This is a genomic window from Arthrobacter sp. NPDC089319 (assembly GCF_040684925.1).
Lineage (GTDB): Bacteria > Actinomycetota > Actinomycetes > Actinomycetales > Micrococcaceae > Crystallibacter.
The window spans coordinates 240,848-257,997 of sequence record NZ_JBFBGZ010000004.1 but is presented as its reverse complement, the minus strand read 5'-3'; the positions used below and the strand labels follow the sequence as shown (position 1 = coordinate 257,997).

The following is a 17,150-nucleotide window of genomic DNA, read 5'->3' as shown; positions in this document are numbered from 1 at the left end:
GCGGAGCTGCCGCCGGAACCTAGATATGCGCGCATTGCGGGGGGCAGGGCTCGTGCTGCTTGGGCTGGTGAGCGGCCGGCCGGCCATGGCCTTCCGGACTATCCCATCCGCGCGGTGATCCTCGTCGGCGAACGGCTGCCCGCCTTAGAAGCCGCAGATTGATGCTTTTGATAAGTAGCCTTATGATTTGTAGATGCCTGATTTGTCGAACTGGCCGATGTCACGCTTGCTGTCGACCGCGGCGCGGTTGGTCGAGTACGCGTGGGACGAGTCTCTGGCGTCGCTGAACCTGACCCATGCCGGAGTCATCGTCCTTGAAGTGCTGGCCGCCGAAGGGGAGATGACCCAGAGCCGGCTGGCCGACCGGGTGCGAGTGGAGGCCCAGACCATGGGCAAGACGGTGGCCCGGCTGGAAGCCTGCGGGCACGTTGCGCGTGCACGGAGCGAAGCGGACCGCCGCCAGCAATTGGTTTCCGTATCCGAGCAGGGCGTGCTTGCCCTTGAAAAGGCGGCCCGGCTGGAGCACCTGCTGATCGGCGACGACCGGCAACGGGCGGCCCTCAAGGCACAACTCAGCGACATCATCCGGAACACGGGAAACAAGCGGTTCCGTCCCTCGGCTCCCTGACCCGGCTCCGGAAACAGGCATCGGCACCCTTGTCGGGTCCTACCGTTCGCCGTCCTGTATCAGGGGCCACGCCCTCTTCACGAGTGCCGGCGGCGCTGAACGGCGAGCCCGTTCCGACCGCGCCGCACCGGATGTCGTGGAGCGTGGGGGCTGCGAATGGCCGACGAACCCCGCACAGACGTCGCAGCCGAGCACGAGGATGGCGACATCGTCGCTCCGCCAGTTTCCTCATGGCCGCCTTCCGCGCTTATCGCGGACGCACGGTGCAACTGAGAAGCGTCGTCCTCGGCGAAGGGCTCTGCACGGGCCCTCGAACAGGCGGATTCCCAAGCCGAACAGCACGGGCGGGAGTGCGACATGGAACTCGCCGATCGAAACCGGCATTGAGGAGGGCTACCTGGCCCCTATTCTTTGCGGCGCTTCTTGAGGTAGCGCTCGAATTCGCGGGCGATGGACTCGCCGGTGGCTTCCGGCAGCTCGGCCGTGTCCTTGGCCTCCTCAAGCTGCCGCACGTAGGCCGCGACTTCGGGGTCCTCGGTGGCCAGTTCGTCGACGCCGCGCTCCCAGGCTTCGGCCTCTTCGCTGAGCACTGAAACTTCCAGCGGCACCTGGAGAATGTCCTCCAGCCGGTGCAGCAGCGCCAGTTCGGCCTTGGGGGAGGGCGACTGGCCCACGTAGTGCGGCACCGCGGCCCAAACCGACATGGTCGGGATACCGGCCAGCGAGGCCACATCGGCCAGCACACCAACGATTCCGGTGGGTCCTTCGTACTGGCTGGTTTCGGTATTCAAGGCACGCCGGACGTCGTCGTCGTCGCTGGTGACAGTTACGGGGATGGGCCGCGAGTGGGGGACGTCGGCCAGCAGCGCGCCTACCAGGATGATGCAGTCCACGCCCAGCTCCTCGGCGTGGGCGAGGAGCTCAGCGGTGTAGGCACGCCAGCGATAGGACGGCTCCACGCCGTGCACAAAGATGATGTCCACCGGGGCGTCGGGAACGCTGCTGCGGGTGAGCTTTGTCGTTGGCCATTTGATCCGGCGTTCGCCGGACCCGGTGCGGTGGACAACCGGTCTGGTGAACTGAAAATCGTAGTAAAGATCCGGGTCCACAGTGGCCACCTTGTGGCTCTCCCACAGTCGGCTGAGGTACTTGACGGCGTCCGTGGCGGCCTCGCCGGCATCGTTCCAGCCTTCGAACGCAGCCAGCATCACGGTAAAGCGCCGCGGAGCCTCGCCGGCCTTGGCCTGCGGGAACAGCAGATGCAGGCCGTGCTTCTCTCCGGGGCCGTCCGTGGGCAGATCGCCACTGTCCTGAGTACTCACGGTTTCACCCTAATCCTCCGAACACGGCTTGTCAGTGAGCCCCTTTGCGATTCGCGGAAAGCATAGCGGCCGGATTCCGCCGCCTAGCCGGGGCCGCGGCGCTCCCGGCGGGGACCGTAGACTGGTGCCATGCCCGCACTTGACCCTTCCGCCGCTGCGTCCGGCGCACTTCAGCCAGACCTGCAGGCGGTGTTCTGGGATATGGACGGAACACTCGTCGATACCGAACCGTATTGGATCGAAGCCGAATCGGAACTCGTCGCCTCGTTCGGCGGTGTTTGGAGTGACGAGCTTGGCCTCAAACTGGTGGGCAACGCGCTGGAAAAATCGGCCGCGGTGCTGCAGCAGGCGGGTGTGGACCTCAGCGTCCGCGACATCATCGACCGGCTGATCGACGCCGTGACCGAACGGGTCCGCCAAAGCATCCCGTGGCGGCCCGGGGCCCGCGAACTGCTCGCCGAGCTGCTGGAGGCGCGCATCCCCACCGTGCTGGTGACCATGAGCGAGACCAAATTGGCCGCCGAAGTGGTGCGCGCGCTGCCGGAGGGCAGCTTTCAGTATCTGGTCACCGGAGACATGGTCAGTCGAGGCAAGCCGCACCCGGAGCCTTACCAGCGTGCCTTTGACTGGCTCAGCGGCAGGCAGCCCGGCGCTGACAAGCGCTACGTCGTGGCGCTGGAGGACTCCGTTCCCGGAGTTGCCTCGGCCGAAGCCGCCGGCCTGGTGACGGTGGCCATTCCGCACGTGGTGCCGGTCCCGCCGGCCCCCGGGCGACCGCAGTGGGACAGCCTGGCCGGCAAGGGCCTGATGGACGTGGAGCGGCTCCTGGTGCCGGCTTCCCAGAAAGCAGGAGTATGAGCACGCAGACACCCCGGCCGCCGGAGGAAAAACAGCGCAGCGGAGGGATTCCGCTGGGCCGGATGTTCGGCGTGCCGGTGCTGCTCGCCTGGTCCTGGTTCGTGATCGCGGCCTTCATCCTGCTGATCTTCGGGCCCCAGGTCCAGCGGTTGATGCCGGAAATTGGCGTCGGCGCCTACGGCGTGGCCTTCGGCTATGCGCTGCTGCTGCTGTTTTCTGTGCTGGTCCACGAACTCGCCCACGCGCTGACCGCCCGGGCCTTCCACTGGCCAACGGCTAAGATTGTGCTCAATCTCTGGGGCGGCCACACCCAGTTCGACAATTTCAACGCCACACCCGGCAAGTCGCTGTTGGTGGCGCTGTCCGGACCGGTAGCCAACTTTGCGCTGGCCGGTCTCGGTTCGTTGGTCCTGCCGCTGTTCCGCGGCGAGCCGATTCCGTTCCTGCTGACCGATATCTTCATCCTGGCGAACTTCCTGGTGGCGGTTTTCAATATCCTGCCGGGGCTGCCGTTGGACGGTGGCCGGCTGGTGGAGACCGCGGTCTGGAAACTGACCGGGAGCCAGGAAAAGGGCACCGTGGCGGCAGGCTGGGCGGGCCGCGTCATCGTTGTGCTGCTGGTGGTCGGCGTCGTCGGCATCCCGTTGCTGCGGGGCGGCACGCCGGACCTGCAAATGGTGGTGCTCATGGTGCTGGTCTGCGGGTTCCTCTGGATGGGAGCCAGCTCGGCCATCGAGCACGCCCGGATGCGGCTGCGCCTGCCCTCCGTCAGCGCCGGGCAGCTCAAACTGCCGGCGACGTCGCTGCCCGCCACCGCCATGGTCGCCCAGGTTCAGCAGCTTCTGGCGCGCGAGCCCGAGCTCAACGTGGTGCTCACCGCCGCCACGGGCCAGCCCGAAGCAGTCGTTGACCGCGGTGCACTGAGCCAGGTACCGCCGTCGGCAGCGGCTCAGACCCCTGCCGCAGCCGTCTCCCGGGCGTTGGCACCGGGTGCCTATGTCCCCGAAGTGGCCGCCGGACAGGAGCTGGTGCAGTATCTGGCCCGGTTGGCCGGCAGCGAATACGCGGTGATCGACGGCGGCGGCCGGGTCACCGGGGTGCTGCAGCAAAGCACCGTGGTCCGCGCCATCACGGGCAAACCGGGCCGGCTCTGACCCGCTCCACCGTCCCCGCCAGCAGCGCCGCTGCCGGTCGGAATACAATCGACACAACCCGGCGGTTGGTACCGCCGCGGCACCGCAACAACAACCGGAAGTGATTCACGCATGAGCTCCTCCACCAGCCCGCACGGCGCCGACCAGCGACGCGGACCGCTCCGGCCCGGCGAACGGGTCCAGCTCACGGATGAAAAGGGCCGGATGAACACCATCACCCTCACGCCCGGGGGTGCTTTCCATACGCACAAGGGGTTCCTGCCGCACGACGAGGTCATCGGCCGGGAAGAAGGCACCGTTGTGGCCAACACGGTGGGCCACCGCTACCAGGCGCTGCGTCCGCTGCTCTCGGATTTCGTGCTGTCCATGCCGCGGGGCGCCGCCGTCGTCTATCCCAAGGATGCCGCGCAGATTGTCACCATGGCGGACATCTTCCCTGGTGCGCGGGTGGTGGAAGCCGGCGTCGGCTCCGGTGCGCTGAGCATTTCGCTGCTGCGCGCGGTGGGCGACGGCGGGCGGCTGCATTCGTTCGAACGCCGCGAAGAATTCGCCGACGTGGCCCGCGGCAACGTGGAAACCTTCTTCGGCGGACCGCACCCTGCCTGGCAAATTTCGCTGGGCGACTTCCAGGATGAAGTCATCAAGGCCGAGGAACCCGGCAGCGTGGACCGCGTGGTGCTGGACATGTTGGCGCCGTGGGAATGCCTCGACGCCGTGGCCACGGTGCTGGCGCCCGGGGGAGTGTGGATCAACTATGTTGCCACCGTGACCCAGTTGTCCCGCACGGCCGAAGCCATCCGCCAAGACGGCCGGTTCACCGAGCCCGAAGGCTGGGAGTCCATGGTCCGGGGCTGGCATCTGGAGGGGTTGGCGGTTCGGCCAGACCACCGGATGGTGGCGCACACTGGCTTCCTGCTCACCGCCCGGCGGCTGGCCGGCGGAGTGACCGGGCTGACACCCAAGCGCCGTCCGTCCAAGACCGAATTCGCCGCCGAGGACGTCCAGGCCTGGACCGGTAACGAGGAAGACTGGAATGCCGAGGGCCTGGGGGAGCGGAGCGTCTCGGACAAGCGGCTGCGCCGGGTCGCCAAGGACGCCGCCTCCACCGTCCAGCGCGGCGCCTTTAAGGACGTCAATCCCGAAACCGACTAGCCGCCTGGGGCGGCGCACGGGCTCAGCCGGTCCGGGCCAGCGCCGCCGCGCCCGGAATCTGCTGCTGCCACCCCCGCCTTCTCGGGCACCAACGCGGCATCGTTTTCGTTATCTCGCGTAATGATCCGACACCACGCAACAGCTTCTTCGTGCCGGACGTTGGAATTCCATGTTTCGATTCGGCGTTTCTTTTCGTAGACACGTGCAGGCGGCTCAGGCGCCCGTTAGGGTCTAGGGAAGAACCGATTCAAGGAAGCGGGTCGCGGTGATGAAGGACAACCAGAACCAAAACAATGAACCGGCACCGGCTGAACAACAGGACGAACAGCGCGATGCGCTGACGGTCGCACAGCGCCAGATCAACGTGCTGCGGGACAAGCTGCGCCACCTGGACAAGCAACTTGCTGCAGCCACGCAAAACAATTCCCGTTTGGTAGCCACGCTTGAGGCCGCCAAGACGGAGATCGTGCGGCTCAAGTCCGCCCTCGAACGCGACGGCGAAACACCCTTCAGTTTTGCCACCATCACCGACGTCCACAAAGCGCAGAGGCCACGTCCGGGCGTCAGCAACGCCGCGCTGGTGCAGGAGAGCGTGGACATTGTGCAGTCCGGACGCAAACTGCGCGTGGCGGTCAGCCCCCTGGTCGACATGGACCTGCTCGGATCTGGGCAGGAAGTCCTGCTGAACGAATCGCTGACGGTGATCGCGGCGCTCGGCTTCGAGCGCTCCGGCGAGCTGGTCACCATCAAGGAAATGCTCGACGGCCATCGCGTCCTCGTGGTCGGCCGGGCGGACGAGGAACGGGTGGTCAAGCTGTCCGGTGCCTTGCTGTCTGAGCGGCTTCGGGTCGGCGACGCCGTCTCCATCGACGCCCGCAGCGGCTACGCGCTGGAGAAGATCCCGCGCAGCGAAGTGGAGAACCTGATCCTCGAGGAGGTCCCGGACATCTCCTACGAGGACATCGGCGGGCTGGGGCCGCAGATCGACCAGATCCGGGACGCCGTCGAGTTGCCCTTCCTGCATCCCGACCTGTACCGCGAGCACGGGCTGAAGGCGCCCAAGGGCATCCTGCTCTACGGGCCTCCGGGCTGCGGGAAAACGCTGATTGCCAAGGCCGTGGCCAACTCGCTGGCCGCCAAGGCGATCGAGCGCAACGGGACTGACACCCGCAGCTACTTCCTGAACATCAAGGGACCGGAACTGCTGGACAAGTACGTGGGCGAGACCGAGCGGCACATCCGGCTGATCTTCGCCCGGGCCCGCGAGAAGGCGTCCGATGGCAGCCCGGTGGTGGTGTTCTTCGACGAGATGGATTCGCTCTTCCGGACCCGCGGCACCGGTGTCTCGTCGGACGTGGAAACCACGATTGTGCCGCAGTTGCTCTCCGAGATCGACGGCGTGGAAAAGCTGGAGAACGTGATCGTCATCGGCGCCTCCAACCGTGAGGACATGATCGACCCGGCCATCCTGCGACCCGGACGGCTGGACGTGAAGATCAAGATCCACCGCCCGGATGCCGAGGCCGCCGCGGACATTTTCACCAAGTACCTGACCACCAACCTTCCCATCCATGTGGAGGATCTGGCCGAGCACGGCCAGGACCGCAAGGCCACCATCGAGGCGATGATCCAGCGCACGGTCGAGGAAATGTACTCCACCGACAAGTCGAATGAGTACCTGGAAGTCACCTATGCCAGCGGCGACACCGAGATGCTTTACTTCAAGGACTTCAATTCCGGCGCCGTCATCCAGAATGTTGTGGACCGGGCCAAGAAGAACGCGATCAAGGACCTGCTGATCAACCGGCAGAAGGGCCTGCGGATCGAACATCTGCTGCGTGCGGTGGTAGACGAGTTCCGCGAGCATGAGGACCTGCCGAACACCACGAACCCGGACGACTGGGCCCGGATTTCGGGCAAGAAGGGCGAACGGATCACCTACATCCGAACCATTGTGCAGGGCAAGGCCGGGCAGGAGGCCGGCAAGTCCATCGAAACGATGCCGAATACGGGGCAGTACCTGTGAGCGTCTACCGGGTGATGGGTTCGGAGACGGAGTATGGCATCCACGCCCCGGGCGAACCGCTGGCCAACTCTACGGTCCTCTCCTCGCAGGTGATCAACGCCTACGCGGCGACCATGCGCAAGGGCCTGGGCAACCTGGCCGGCACCCGCTGGGACTACACCGACGAGGAGCCGCTGCACGATGCGCGTGGATTCGACCTCTCGCGCGACGCGGCCGACCCGTCGCAGCTGACGGACGTGCCGCCGGTTCTGGACGCCGAGCAGATTGCGCTGGCCGGCGGCCGGGCGACGGCCAACGAGTTCTACACGGACGAGTCCTCCGGGGTGCTGATGAACATGGTGCTCAGCAACGGCGCCCGGCTCTACGTGGACCACGCGCACCCGGAATACTCCTCGCCGGAGGTGACCAACCCGCTGGACGCGGTGCGCTGGGACAAGGCGGGCGACGCCGTCGTGCTATCGGCATCGCGCCGGATCGCCGCTACGCCGGGGTTCTCGTCGGTGAACCTGTACAAGAACAACACGGACAACAAGTCGGTCTCCTACGGCGCGCATGAGAACTACCTGATGCCGCGCAGCCTGCCGTTCAACCAGATTGTGACCGGCTTGGTCCCGTTCTTCGTCTCGCGGCAGGTGGTGTGCGGGGCAGGCCGGGTGGGACTGGGCACCAACGGCCGCACGCCGGGATATCAAATCAGCCAGCGCGCGGACTTCTTCGAGGCCGAGGTGGGGCTGGAGACCACCATCCGCCGGCCCATCATCAACACCCGCGACGAGCCTCACTCGGTCGCGGACAAGTACCGGCGGCTGCACGTAATCATCGGCGATGCGAACCTGAGCGAAGTGTCGATTTTCCTGAAGATGGGCACCACGGCCGTGGTGCTGTCCATGATCGAGCATGGTGAAGCCCCGGACGTGCAGCTGGCCGACCCGGTGCAGGCGCTGCAGGCGATCAGCCACGACCCGTCGCTGCAGCACAAAGTCGCGCTCAGCGACGGCAGCATGGTCACCGGCCTGGACCTGCAGGAGATCTATCTGCAGGCGGCGGTGGAGCATTGCACGCGGCACGGCACCAATACGGACCAGACCGCGGAGCTGCTCCGGCGCTGGGCCTCGGTGCTGGACATTTTGCGGCACGACCCGATGAGAGCGGCCGACCAGTTGGACTGGGTGGCCAAACTGAAGCTGCTGCAGGCTTACCGTGACCGGGATGGTCTGGAATGGGGTGATCCGCGGCTGGGGCTGATCGACCTGCAGTACGCCGACGTCCGGCCGGAAAAGGGCCTCTACCACCGGTTGGCCGCACGCGGCCGGATCCAGCGGCTGCTCTCCGACGAACAGATCGAAACCGCCGTGAGCCAGCCGCCGGAGGACACCCGGGCCTACTTCCGCGGAAAGTGCATCCAGCATTTCCCGCAGGAGGTCGTCGGCGCAAGCTGGGACTCGGTGATTTTCGACCTTCCCGACCGGCGCCGGCTGCAGCGCATCCCGACCCGGGAACCGCTGCGCGGCAACCGCGAGCTGACCGGAAGGCTTTTCGAGGAGGCCGCTTCCGCGGAGGAATTTATTACGGCGTTGTTGGGACCCAGCAGCGAGCCCCACGTGGCAACATAAGCATGAGGGACACACCTCGATCGTCACACCAGAAGGAGGCCATCATGGCAACCCAGGACCGCAGGAGCGCGGACTCCCGCCGCGAAGACGAAGAGTACGACGACGAGCCCACCCCCGAGCCTGCCGCCGCACCTGCCGCACAGGCCGAGACCGAAGGCACCGATGATCTGCTCGACGAGATCGACGGCGTGCTGGAACAGAACGCGGAAGAATTCGTGCGCGGTTTCGTGCAGAAGGGCGGGCAGTAATCGATGAACATGCCGGCCGGCGGCCCAGGCTCTGTTTTCGCCCAGATTTCGCACTCCGCCACCGCCTCCTTCAGCGAGTATCTGGCGCGTACGGCGCCGGATCTGCTGCCGGGCGCCCGCGGGGTCCAGCAGCTGCCGCCGGGAGCGGCGCCGATGCTGCCCCATGCCACCACGATCGTCTCGATGACGTTCGCCGGCGGGGTGCTGATGGCCGGTGACCGCCGGGCAACGATGGGCAACATCATCGCCAGCCGGCACATCGAGAAGGTGTTTCCGGCCGACTCCTATTCGGTGCTGGGCATCGCCGGCACGGCCGGCATTGCGCTGGACATCACCCGGCTCTTCCAGGTGGAACTTGAGCACTACGAGAAAATCGAAGGCACGCTGCTGAGCCTGGAGGGCAAAGCGAACCGGCTGGGCGCGATGATCCGGTCCAACCTGCCGATGGCGATGCAGGGCCTGGCCGTCATTCCGCTGTTTGCCGGCTTCGATGCCGAGCGCCGGGTGGGCCGGCTTTTTTCCTACGATGTAACCGGCGGGCGCTACGAGGAGCAGGAGCACCACAGCGTGGGTTCGGGCTCGGTCTTTGCCCGCGGATCCCTGAAGAAGCTCTGGCAGCCGAACCTGGACGAGGACGCGGCCGTCCGCGTCGCCATCGAAGCCCTCTATGACGCTGCCGACGACGACTCGGCCACCGGCGGCCCGGATGCCGTCCGTCAGCTGTGGCCGGTCATCTTTACCGTCAATGCCGCAGGCGCACGCCGGATTCCGGAGCGCGAACTGGCCGCGACGTCCGAAGCCGTGATCGCCGGGCGAACCGTCGCCGGACGGGAGGCCTGAGCATGACGCAGCAGTTCTACGTATCGCCTGAGCAACTGATGAAGGACCGCGCGGACTTCGCCCGGAAAGGCATTGCCCGCGGCCGGTCGGTGGTGGTGCTCAGCTGCTCGGACGGGATCGCCCTGGTGGCCGAGAACCCCTCGCCGTCGCTGCACAAGATCGGCGAGATTTACGACCGCATCGCCTTCGCCGCCGTCGGCAAATACAACGAGTTCGAGAGCCTGCGCCAGGCAGGCGTGCGCTACGCGGACGTGCGCGGCTATTCCTACGACCGTGAGGACGTCACCGGGCGCGGCCTGGCCAGCGTCTACGCACAAAGCCTGGGCGCGGTCTTTACCGCCGACACCAAGCCGTTCGAGGTGGAACTCGCGGTCGCCGAAGTCGGCGCTTCACCGGCAGAGGACCGGTTGTTCCGGCTCACGTTCGACGGATCCATCGCCGACGAACGCCGGTTCGTGGTGATGGGCGGCGATGCCGAAGCTGTGGGCGAAGCCCTGCGCGGGCAGTGGCAGGACGGCCGGGACTACGCCGGGGCGGTACGGGCCGCGGTCGCTGCCCTGTCCGGCAAGACCGGCGAGCAGGAGTCCGGCCAGGCCAAAGAGTTGCGTCCCGAGGGACTGGAAGTAGCTGTACTGGACCGCGACCCGCTGTCCAGCCGCGGGAGCCAACGTGCCTTCCGTCGGTTGGCGACCGCGGAACTAACCGAGATATTGGGCGAGGGAATGGACGGCTAGCCATGGACCGACGGATCTTCGGGATTGAGACCGAGTTCGGCATTTCCTATTCGGCGCCGGATTCGCGCCCGCTCTCGCCCGAAGAGGTGGCCCGCTACCTCTTCCGCAGGGTGGTCACGTGGGGAAGGTCTTCCAACGTCTTCCTGACGAACGGGTCCCGGCTGTATCTGGACGTGGGATCCCACCCCGAGTATGCCACCGCGGAATGCGACGACATCGCCCAGTTGGTGGCCCACGACCGGGCCGGCGAATTGATCCTCGAAGACCTCATGAACGAAGCCCAGGAGCGTTTGGCCCGCGAGGGCTTCGGCGGCAGGGTCTATCTGTTCAAGAACAACACCGACTCTGCCGGGAACTCCTATGGCAGCCACGAGAACTACCTCATCCCGCGCAAACTCGAGTTCTCCCGGCTGGCCGACATACTGATCCCGTTCCTGGTGACCCGGCAGATCCTGGTCGGCGCCGGCAAGGTGCTCAAGACCCAAAACGGTTCCATCTACGCGTTCTCGCAGCGCGCCGACCATATTTGGGAGGGCGTCTCCTCGGCCACCACCCGGTCCCGTCCGATCATCAACACCCGGGACGAACCGCACGCGGATGCCGAGTACTACCGCCGGCTGCATGTCATCAACGGCGACTCCAACATGTCCGAAGCCACCACCATGCTGAAGGTCGGATCGGTGGACCTGCTGCTGCGGATGGTCGAAGCCGGACTGATCATGCGCGACCTCCGGCTGGAAAACCCGATCCGCAGCATCCGCGACATCTCCCACGACCTGACCGGACGCAAACCGCTGAAGCTGGCCAGCGGGCGGGAGATGTCCGCGCTGGCCATGCAGCAGGAGTACTTGTCCAAAGCGCGGGAGTTTGTCGAAGCCAATGGCGCGCACAATCCGCATGTGGAACGCATCCTTGATCTGTGGGAGCGTACGCTGGCGGCGGTCGAGTCGGGAGACCACAGCGGGATCGAGCGGGAGATTGACTGGGCGATCAAGAAACGGCTGATTGACCGGATCATGGAACGGCAATCGATCGATCTGGACTCGCCGCGCATCGCCCAAGTGGACCTGACCTACCACGACATCTCGTCCAAGCGCGGCCTGTACCACCTGCTGCAGTCCCGCGGGGAGGTGGCCCGGGTGGTGGAGGACCAGGACGTCAAGAATGCGATGGATTTTCCGCCGCAGACCACACGCGCCAAGCTGCGCGGCGACTTTGTCCGGGCTGCCCGGGAGAACGGCCGGGACTTCACCGTGGACTGGGTCCATCTCAAGCTCAACGACCGTTCGCAGCAGACCATTCTGTGCAAGGACCCGTTCAAAAGCGAGGACCCGCGGGTCGAGGCACTTCTGGCCACCTTGTGAGTTTCCGCTGGCGGTTTAGAGCCGATCTCCAGTTTTCTCTGCGAGAATGTCCTTCGAGCCCACATGTTCCGCGATAAGAAAGTCGATTGTGCGCAAAATACTCTCCATCCTCTTGCCCGCAGCCTTGCTCCTGACGGCCTGCAGCGGCAGCAACGAATCCGGCTCGGACAGCCTGGACGACATCACGGTGAAAGCCGGCGCCGAGGGTGCCGCGCCCACAGTGGACTTCTCCGCCCCGCTGGAACTTCCCGACTCAAGCGCCGAAGTCATCACCGAAGGCAAGGGCGACGGTGCCACCGACGGCCAGTGGATCCGCTACCGGCTGCTGGCCAAGGACGCCGTCTCGGGCGAGCAGTTGGGCGAGACCTACTCCGGCCCGGTCGACCAGACAGTGGAACTGAGCGAGGGCTTCAAAACCGCAGACCCGGCCTTGTATGACGCTTTGCTTGGCTCCAACCCGGGCAGCGAGATTGCCTACTACGTCCAGCCGCCGGAAGACAGCAGCGCTTCGGCACCCGCGCAGAACCCGCAGCTTCTGTTCCTGACCGTGCAGGACGTCAGGGACAAGGCCGTCAAGGCCGATGCGGCCGAGGTCGCCGAACTGGACAAGGCCGGCAAGCTGCCCGAGGTTACCCTCGATAAGGAGGGTGTTCCCTCCGTCAAGATCCCAGAAGGCAACGACGCGCCGGACAACCTGATCGTCAAGGTGATCGAAGAAGGCGACGGCAAGCAGGCCACGGAAAGCAGTACCGTGAAGGCCAACTACGCCGGGTGGAACTGGTCCGAGGGCACCGAGTTCGATTCCAGCTTCTCCCGCGGAGAAGCTACCGAGTTCCCGCTCGACGGCGTGATTGAAGGCTGGACCAAGGGCCTGACCGGCCTCAAGGAAGGCAGCAAGGTCATGCTCTCCATCCCCACCGAGATGGCCTACGTCCAGGGCCAGGGGGATGCTGTGGGAGACCTCATCTTCTATGTGGAACTAACCGACGTCAAGTAGTTCCAGGGGCCGGACGGTACGGTAACGTAGCCGACGGCAGCACGGCATACACGTCAAGCAAGAGAGGTTCAGCATGTCTTTTGGCAAGCGCGACTACGATCGCACCAAACCTGAAATCGAGTTCCCCGGGACCGACACCCCACAGGATCTGGTGATCGAAGACATCATCGTGGGGGACGGCGCCGAGGCCAAAGCCGGCGACACCGTCTCCACCCACTACGTGGGCGTTGCCTGGTCCACCGGCGAAGAGTTCGATGCGTCCTGGAACCGCGGCGCACCGCTGGACTTCCGCGTCGGTGTCGGCCAGGTCATCCAGGGCTGGGATCAGGGCCTGCTGGGCATGAAGGTCGGCGGACGCCGCCGGCTGAAGATTCCGGCCCACCTGGCCTACGGTGACCGCGGCGCAGGATCGGCCATCGCGCCGGGCGAGTCGCTGATCTTCGTCGTCGATCTGCTCGGCGTCCGCTAGGTCCGACAGCAGCCTGTCAGGGGCGGAGCAGCGGTGAACGTTAGTTCATCGTTACTCCGCCCCTGCTCGTTAACTTCGCTCGCAAAGCCCCGCAACCAGTAACGTTTCAACTATGTCCGCCTCCAAGACCGAACGACTCCTGAACCTGCTGATCGCGCTGCTGGAACGCCGGCGCGGCTACAGCAAGGAGGAACTGCGTGCGCTGATTCCGCCGTACCGAGAGGCAACCGGCGACGATGCCTTCAACCGCCTGTTTGAGCGGGACAAAGAAGACCTGCGTGAAATGGGCGTACCGGTGGAGACGTTCCCGGACGACAGCCTGTATGAAAACGACCAAAGCGGACTGCGCTACCGGATCGACCGGCACAAGTACCGGTTGCCGGAACTCCAGTTCAGCCCGCAGGAAAGTGCCGTCCTTTCGCTGGCATCGCGTCTTTGGCAGCAGGCCTCGCTGGGCTCCGCCGCCGCCCGGGCCGTGCGCCGGCTGGACGTTCAGGGCGCCCTCGCCGAGGGTGATCCCTTGATCGGCGTGGAACCGCGGATCCGCACCGCGGAACCGGCTTTCGAGGCAATGCTCAAGGCAGTGCTGGCACACACGCCGGTCTCCTTCGATTACCGGTCGCCCCGGGACGGCCAGCCGCAGCAACGCCGGGTCGAGCCGTGGGGCCTGGGCAACCGGTACGGGCACTGGTACTTGGCCGGCCGTGACCTGGACCGCGATGCCCAGCGCACCTTCCGGCTCTCCCGGGTCACCTCCACCGTGAAGAAGCTGTCCGGGGGCTACAGCATCCCGGAGGACTTCACCATGCGCGCCGTGCTGGCAGGGCTGCAGGCGCCGCAGGACCATGGCACGGCGGTGCTTTGGCTCCGCGAGGACAAGGCCCATTCGCTGCGTTCGGCCGCGGCGGCTGTCGAGACGGCCCGGCCGCCGGCAGGGTGGGATGCGGTGGAACTCGGCTACGGCGACGTAGAAGTGCTGGCCGAGGAAATCGCCTCGCATGGCGCCAACGCCTGGGTGCAGGAACCGGACGAGCTGCGCGGCGCCGTGGTGCGCCGGCTGGAAGGCGCCCTGGCCGCCGCAACCGAGGCCCCGCCGTCGTACTCCCTGACGGAGGACACGTCGCGGCCGTCCCGGAAGACGGGCTCCTTGGACCAGCTGCCGCGGCTGCTGGACCTGGTCTCCTACGTCACCGCCAACCCGGGCGTGGCGCTGGAGGAGACAGCCCGGAAGTTCGACATCAGCACCACCCAGCTGATCAAGGACCTCAACCTGCTCTTTGTCTGCGGTACTCCAGGCTATGGCCCGGACCAGCTGATCGAGGCGTTCTGGGAAGACGGCACCATCTCGATCAATAATGCCGCTGAGATCGACAAGCCGGTGCGACTGAGCCTGGACGAGGCGCTCTCGTTGGTGGTGGGCCTACAGGCTTTGGAGACGGTTCCCGGGGTAGGGGAGCAGCCCGCCCTGCGCAGCGCGCTGAGCAAACTCCTGGCTGCGGCCGGCGGGGTAGCCGGGCGGCATACCGCCGTCGCTGCGGACCTGGCCGCCGAGGAGCGCGCACCCGAAGTGCTCGCGCTGCAGGAGGCCGCAGCCGCGCGGCGCAGCGTGGAGATTGAGTATCTGGTGCCGTCGCGGGACGAGATCACGACCCGCCGGATCGATCCGCTGCGGGTTTTCGCCGTGGACGGCCACTGGTACACCGAAGCTTGGTGCCACCGGCAGCAGGCCGTGCGGCAGTTCCGCGTGGACCGGATGCGTGCGCTGACCGAGACCGGGGAGCCTTTTGACCCTCCGGCGGCGCGCAGCAGCGAATTCCCGGACAGCCTGTTCACCCCGCGGGAGACAGACCAGCTGGTGGTGCTGAAGGTCTCCGAGCGACTGGCCGAACTGGCCGACCAGTACGGCGCCCGGCGCCGGGCGCTGCTGGAGGACGGTTCGTTGGCGGCCGAAATCCGGTTGTCCACCACGGCCGTGTTGGCCGGTCTGGTGGCCCGGCACGGCGGCGAGGTGGTTGTGCTGGAGCCGGCCGACGTGGCAGAGCAGACGCAGGAATGGCTGCGGCATGCGCTGGAAGCCTACCGCGCGGCAGCGGCTCCCACCGGAGGCTAGAGTGGACAGCATGCCCCTTTGGTTCTGGATACTTCTTTGGGTTGCCCTCTGCGCGCTGGCCATCATCTTCATGGCCCTGCTCGGCTGGCGGATCTTCCGCCAGTTCATGCGAACTCTGCGTGAATTCGAGGCCGCGGCGGACCGGCTGGGAAGTGGCCTGCAGGCGGAACCGCCGCTGGCGGAACCGCACCATCCACGGCCGGCCGTCTTCGCCGACGCCGCCGTGCTCAAGGAGGAATACGCCGCGGGCAAAGAGCTTCGCCGCGAGGAGCGCCGGCAGCGTCGGGTGGCCCGCAGGGCGGCCCGAGGGCAGCGGCAGTCGCTGCGTGACCTGCGGCTTTCCTGACCCCGCCATGGCATAAGATGTAGAAGACGAAAGGAACCACGCATGGGACGACTCTTCGATAACCCTTGGACCATCATTATTCTGGTCATCATTGTGCTGCTGCTCTTTGGCGCACCGAAGCTGCCCGGCCTCGCCCGCAGCGTGGGCCAGTCCATGCGGATTTTCAAGTCCGAGGTGAAGCAGATGAAGGACGACGATACGTCCGCTGCCGGCCCGGACTCGGAGCCGGTCGAGGGCCGTGTGGTCAACCCGCCGCGCAACAACACTGATAACCGCGGCCAGGCGCCGAATGCGAACGGTGGATCCCCATCGCCGCACCAGCAGTAAGGGCCGTGGCCGGTAAGAAGGGCCGCAAGGCCAACCCTGAGGGGCGGATGCCGCTCAAGGCACACCTGAAAGAACTGCGCAACCGGCTGATCATTGCCGGCATCGCCGTCCTGCTGGGGGCCATTGTCGGCTGGTTCCTCTATGACCCGGTCATGGTGGCCGTCCAGCAGCCGTTGATGGAGATTTCGGCGGAAAAGGGCCGGCGCGCCGAGATCAACTACGGCAGCGTCGGCTCACCGTTCGACCTGAAGATCCAGGTCTCCATTTTCCTGGGTCTGCTGGTCAGTTCGCCGGTGTGGATCTACCAGATCTGGGGCTTCATCACGCCCGGACTCAAATCCAAGGAACGCCGCTACACGCTGGGCTTCATGTGCGCCGCCGTACCGCTGTTCCTGCTCGGGATCTACTTCGGCTGGATTGTGCTCCCGGAGATCGTGAAGGTCCTGACCATGTTCACGCCGCAGGGCGGCGTGAACCAGATCCTGGCCACCGATTACCTGACCTTCGTGATGCGGATGTTCCTGTCGCTCGGCGTCGCGTTCCTGCTCCCGGTGGTGCTGGTTGGCCTGAATTTCGCCGGCCTGCTGTCCGGCCGCCGCGTGATCAAGAGCTGGCGGATTGTGGTGTTCGTAGTCTGCCTGGTCGCGGCGATGGCGGCGCCTGGCCCGGATGCCATGTCCATGTTCCTCCTGGCGGGCCCGCTGTTGGCGCTGTTCTTCGTGGCCACCGGGATCAGTCTGATCAACGACAAGCGTCGCGACAAGCGACGTGCGGCGCGAGAAGCTGAAGTCGCCGCCACGCTGGACCAGGCCGCGACGCTGGACCAGGCCACCCAGATTGAGAAGGCCACTCCGCTGGACCAGTTGAAAGCCGATGATGGAAAGCCGGATACCGTCCAATAGTGCTGGTGGTCCGCCGACGCTAAGGGCAGCCACCTGCTGCGCACGTTTAAGCGGATAGTC

The 17,150-nt window shown here is 66.0% G+C and carries 17 protein-coding genes; 16 read left to right on the top strand and 1 reads right to left on the bottom strand.

Annotation, left to right across the window (positions count from 1 at the left end; all coding sequences use genetic code 11):
* Window positions 1-193 precede the first annotated feature (193 nt).
* A complete protein-coding gene (locus tag AB0N75_RS08030) occupies window positions 194-628 on the top strand; it encodes a MarR family transcriptional regulator (RefSeq protein ID WP_364647642.1) in 435 nt (144 codons plus the stop codon).
* Window positions 629-1,032: 404 nt separating this feature from the next.
* Here the strand turns inward: AB0N75_RS08030 and AB0N75_RS08025 are convergent, their stop codons facing one another.
* Window positions 1,033-1,893, bottom strand: coding sequence for a PAC2 family protein (locus AB0N75_RS08025; RefSeq protein ID WP_364647910.1), 861 nt, complete (start codon window positions 1,891-1,893; stop codon window positions 1,033-1,035).
* A 186-nt stretch (window positions 1,894-2,079) separates the two neighbouring features.
* Between AB0N75_RS08025 and AB0N75_RS08020 the strand changes: the two genes are divergently transcribed.
* From AB0N75_RS08020 to tatC, 15 genes are all read left to right on the top strand, one after another.
* Window positions 2,080-2,808 carry an HAD family phosphatase gene (locus tag AB0N75_RS08020; protein ID WP_364647640.1) on the top strand — a complete coding sequence of 243 codons (729 nt, stop codon included), beginning with the start codon at window positions 2,080-2,082 and terminating at the stop codon, window positions 2,806-2,808.
* On the top strand, window positions 2,805-3,962 hold the full coding sequence (locus AB0N75_RS08015; RefSeq protein ID WP_364647637.1) for a site-2 protease family protein: 1,158 nt from the start codon (window positions 2,805-2,807) through the stop codon (window positions 3,960-3,962). The genes AB0N75_RS08020 and AB0N75_RS08015 overlap by 4 nt, the downstream gene beginning before the upstream one ends.
* Window positions 3,963-4,073: 111 nt before the next feature.
* Complete coding sequence (locus AB0N75_RS08010; RefSeq protein ID WP_364647634.1) at window positions 4,074-5,114, top strand: tRNA (adenine-N1)-methyltransferase; 1,041 nt, start codon at window positions 4,074-4,076, stop codon at window positions 5,112-5,114.
* Window positions 5,115-5,382: 268 nt separating this feature from the next.
* Window positions 5,383-7,140: a proteasome ATPase gene (gene arc / locus AB0N75_RS08005; protein ID WP_364647631.1), complete on the top strand. Its 1,758-nt coding sequence runs from the start codon at window positions 5,383-5,385 to the stop codon at window positions 7,138-7,140.
* A 14-nt stretch (window positions 7,141-7,154) separates the two neighbouring features.
* Window positions 7,155-8,753 (top strand): depupylase/deamidase Dop, encoded by a 1,599-nt coding sequence (dop, locus tag AB0N75_RS08000; protein ID WP_364647907.1) that lies wholly within the window; start codon window positions 7,155-7,157, stop codon window positions 8,751-8,753.
* A 44-nt stretch (window positions 8,754-8,797) separates the two neighbouring features.
* A complete protein-coding gene (locus AB0N75_RS07995; protein WP_364647628.1) occupies window positions 8,798-9,001 on the top strand; it encodes a ubiquitin-like protein Pup in 204 nt (67 codons plus the stop codon).
* Window positions 9,002-9,004: 3 nt separating this feature from the next.
* The gene (prcB, locus tag AB0N75_RS07990) at window positions 9,005-9,841 is read left to right on the top strand and encodes a proteasome subunit beta (protein ID WP_364647625.1); all 837 of its coding nucleotides are present in this window, start codon (window positions 9,005-9,007) and stop codon (window positions 9,839-9,841) included.
* Between the two features lie 2 nt (window positions 9,842-9,843).
* Complete coding sequence (prcA, locus tag AB0N75_RS07985) at window positions 9,844-10,575, top strand: proteasome subunit alpha (protein WP_364647623.1); 732 nt, start codon at window positions 9,844-9,846, stop codon at window positions 10,573-10,575.
* A 2-nt stretch (window positions 10,576-10,577) separates the two neighbouring features.
* A complete protein-coding gene (gene pafA / locus AB0N75_RS07980; protein ID WP_364647620.1) occupies window positions 10,578-11,939 on the top strand; it encodes a Pup--protein ligase in 1,362 nt (453 codons plus the stop codon).
* 88 nt (window positions 11,940-12,027) lie between these two features.
* Entirely contained in the window at window positions 12,028-12,936 is a 909-nt protein-coding gene (locus AB0N75_RS07975; protein WP_364647617.1) for an FKBP-type peptidyl-prolyl cis-trans isomerase, read from the top strand.
* Between the two features lie 73 nt (window positions 12,937-13,009).
* Window positions 13,010-13,405, top strand: a complete 396-nt coding sequence (locus AB0N75_RS07970; protein WP_364647614.1) for an FKBP-type peptidyl-prolyl cis-trans isomerase — start codon at window positions 13,010-13,012, stop codon at window positions 13,403-13,405.
* Between the two features lie 112 nt (window positions 13,406-13,517).
* A complete protein-coding gene (locus AB0N75_RS07965; protein WP_364647611.1) occupies window positions 13,518-15,515 on the top strand; it encodes a WYL domain-containing protein in 1,998 nt (665 codons plus the stop codon).
* Window positions 15,516-15,525: 10 nt separating this feature from the next.
* The gene (locus AB0N75_RS07960) at window positions 15,526-15,861 is read left to right on the top strand and encodes a hypothetical protein (protein WP_364647608.1); all 336 of its coding nucleotides are present in this window, start codon (window positions 15,526-15,528) and stop codon (window positions 15,859-15,861) included.
* 42 nt (window positions 15,862-15,903) lie between these two features.
* Window positions 15,904-16,188 (top strand): Sec-independent protein translocase subunit TatA, encoded by a 285-nt coding sequence (gene tatA / locus AB0N75_RS07955; RefSeq protein WP_364647605.1) that lies wholly within the window; start codon window positions 15,904-15,906, stop codon window positions 16,186-16,188.
* A 5-nt stretch (window positions 16,189-16,193) separates the two neighbouring features.
* Entirely contained in the window at window positions 16,194-17,090 is an 897-nt protein-coding gene (gene tatC, locus AB0N75_RS07950) for a twin-arginine translocase subunit TatC (RefSeq protein WP_364647602.1), read from the top strand.
* The last annotated feature ends 60 nt before the right edge of the window (window positions 17,091-17,150 follow it).

Bases quoted from the DNA above. Each gene is read 5' to 3' on its own strand.
- AB0N75_RS07995 (WP_364647628.1), top strand. From the start codon at position 8,798: ATGGCAACCCAGGACCGCAGGAGCGCGGACTCCCGCCGCGAAGACGAA.
- AB0N75_RS08020 (WP_364647640.1), top strand. From the start codon at position 2,080: ATGCCCGCACTTGACCCTTCCGCCGCTGCGTCCGGCGCACTTCAGCCA.
- pafA (WP_364647620.1), top strand. From the start codon at position 10,578: ATGGACCGACGGATCTTCGGGATTGAGACCGAGTTCGGCATTTCCTAT.
- prcB (WP_364647625.1), top strand. From the start codon at position 9,005: ATGAACATGCCGGCCGGCGGCCCAGGCTCTGTTTTCGCCCAGATTTCG.
- prcA (WP_364647623.1), top strand. From the start codon at position 9,844: ATGACGCAGCAGTTCTACGTATCGCCTGAGCAACTGATGAAGGACCGC.
- arc (WP_364647631.1), top strand. From the start codon at position 5,383: ATGAAGGACAACCAGAACCAAAACAATGAACCGGCACCGGCTGAACAA.
- AB0N75_RS07970 (WP_364647614.1), top strand. From the start codon at position 13,010: ATGTCTTTTGGCAAGCGCGACTACGATCGCACCAAACCTGAAATCGAG.
- AB0N75_RS07965 (WP_364647611.1), top strand. From the start codon at position 13,518: ATGTCCGCCTCCAAGACCGAACGACTCCTGAACCTGCTGATCGCGCTG.
- AB0N75_RS08010 (WP_364647634.1), top strand. From the start codon at position 4,074: ATGAGCTCCTCCACCAGCCCGCACGGCGCCGACCAGCGACGCGGACCG.
- AB0N75_RS08030 (WP_364647642.1), top strand. From the start codon at position 194: ATGCCTGATTTGTCGAACTGGCCGATGTCACGCTTGCTGTCGACCGCG.
- AB0N75_RS07960 (WP_364647608.1), top strand. From the start codon at position 15,526: ATGCCCCTTTGGTTCTGGATACTTCTTTGGGTTGCCCTCTGCGCGCTG.
- dop (WP_364647907.1), top strand. From the start codon at position 7,155: ATGGGTTCGGAGACGGAGTATGGCATCCACGCCCCGGGCGAACCGCTG.
- tatA (WP_364647605.1), top strand. From the start codon at position 15,904: ATGGGACGACTCTTCGATAACCCTTGGACCATCATTATTCTGGTCATC.
- AB0N75_RS08015 (WP_364647637.1), top strand. From the start codon at position 2,805: ATGAGCACGCAGACACCCCGGCCGCCGGAGGAAAAACAGCGCAGCGGA.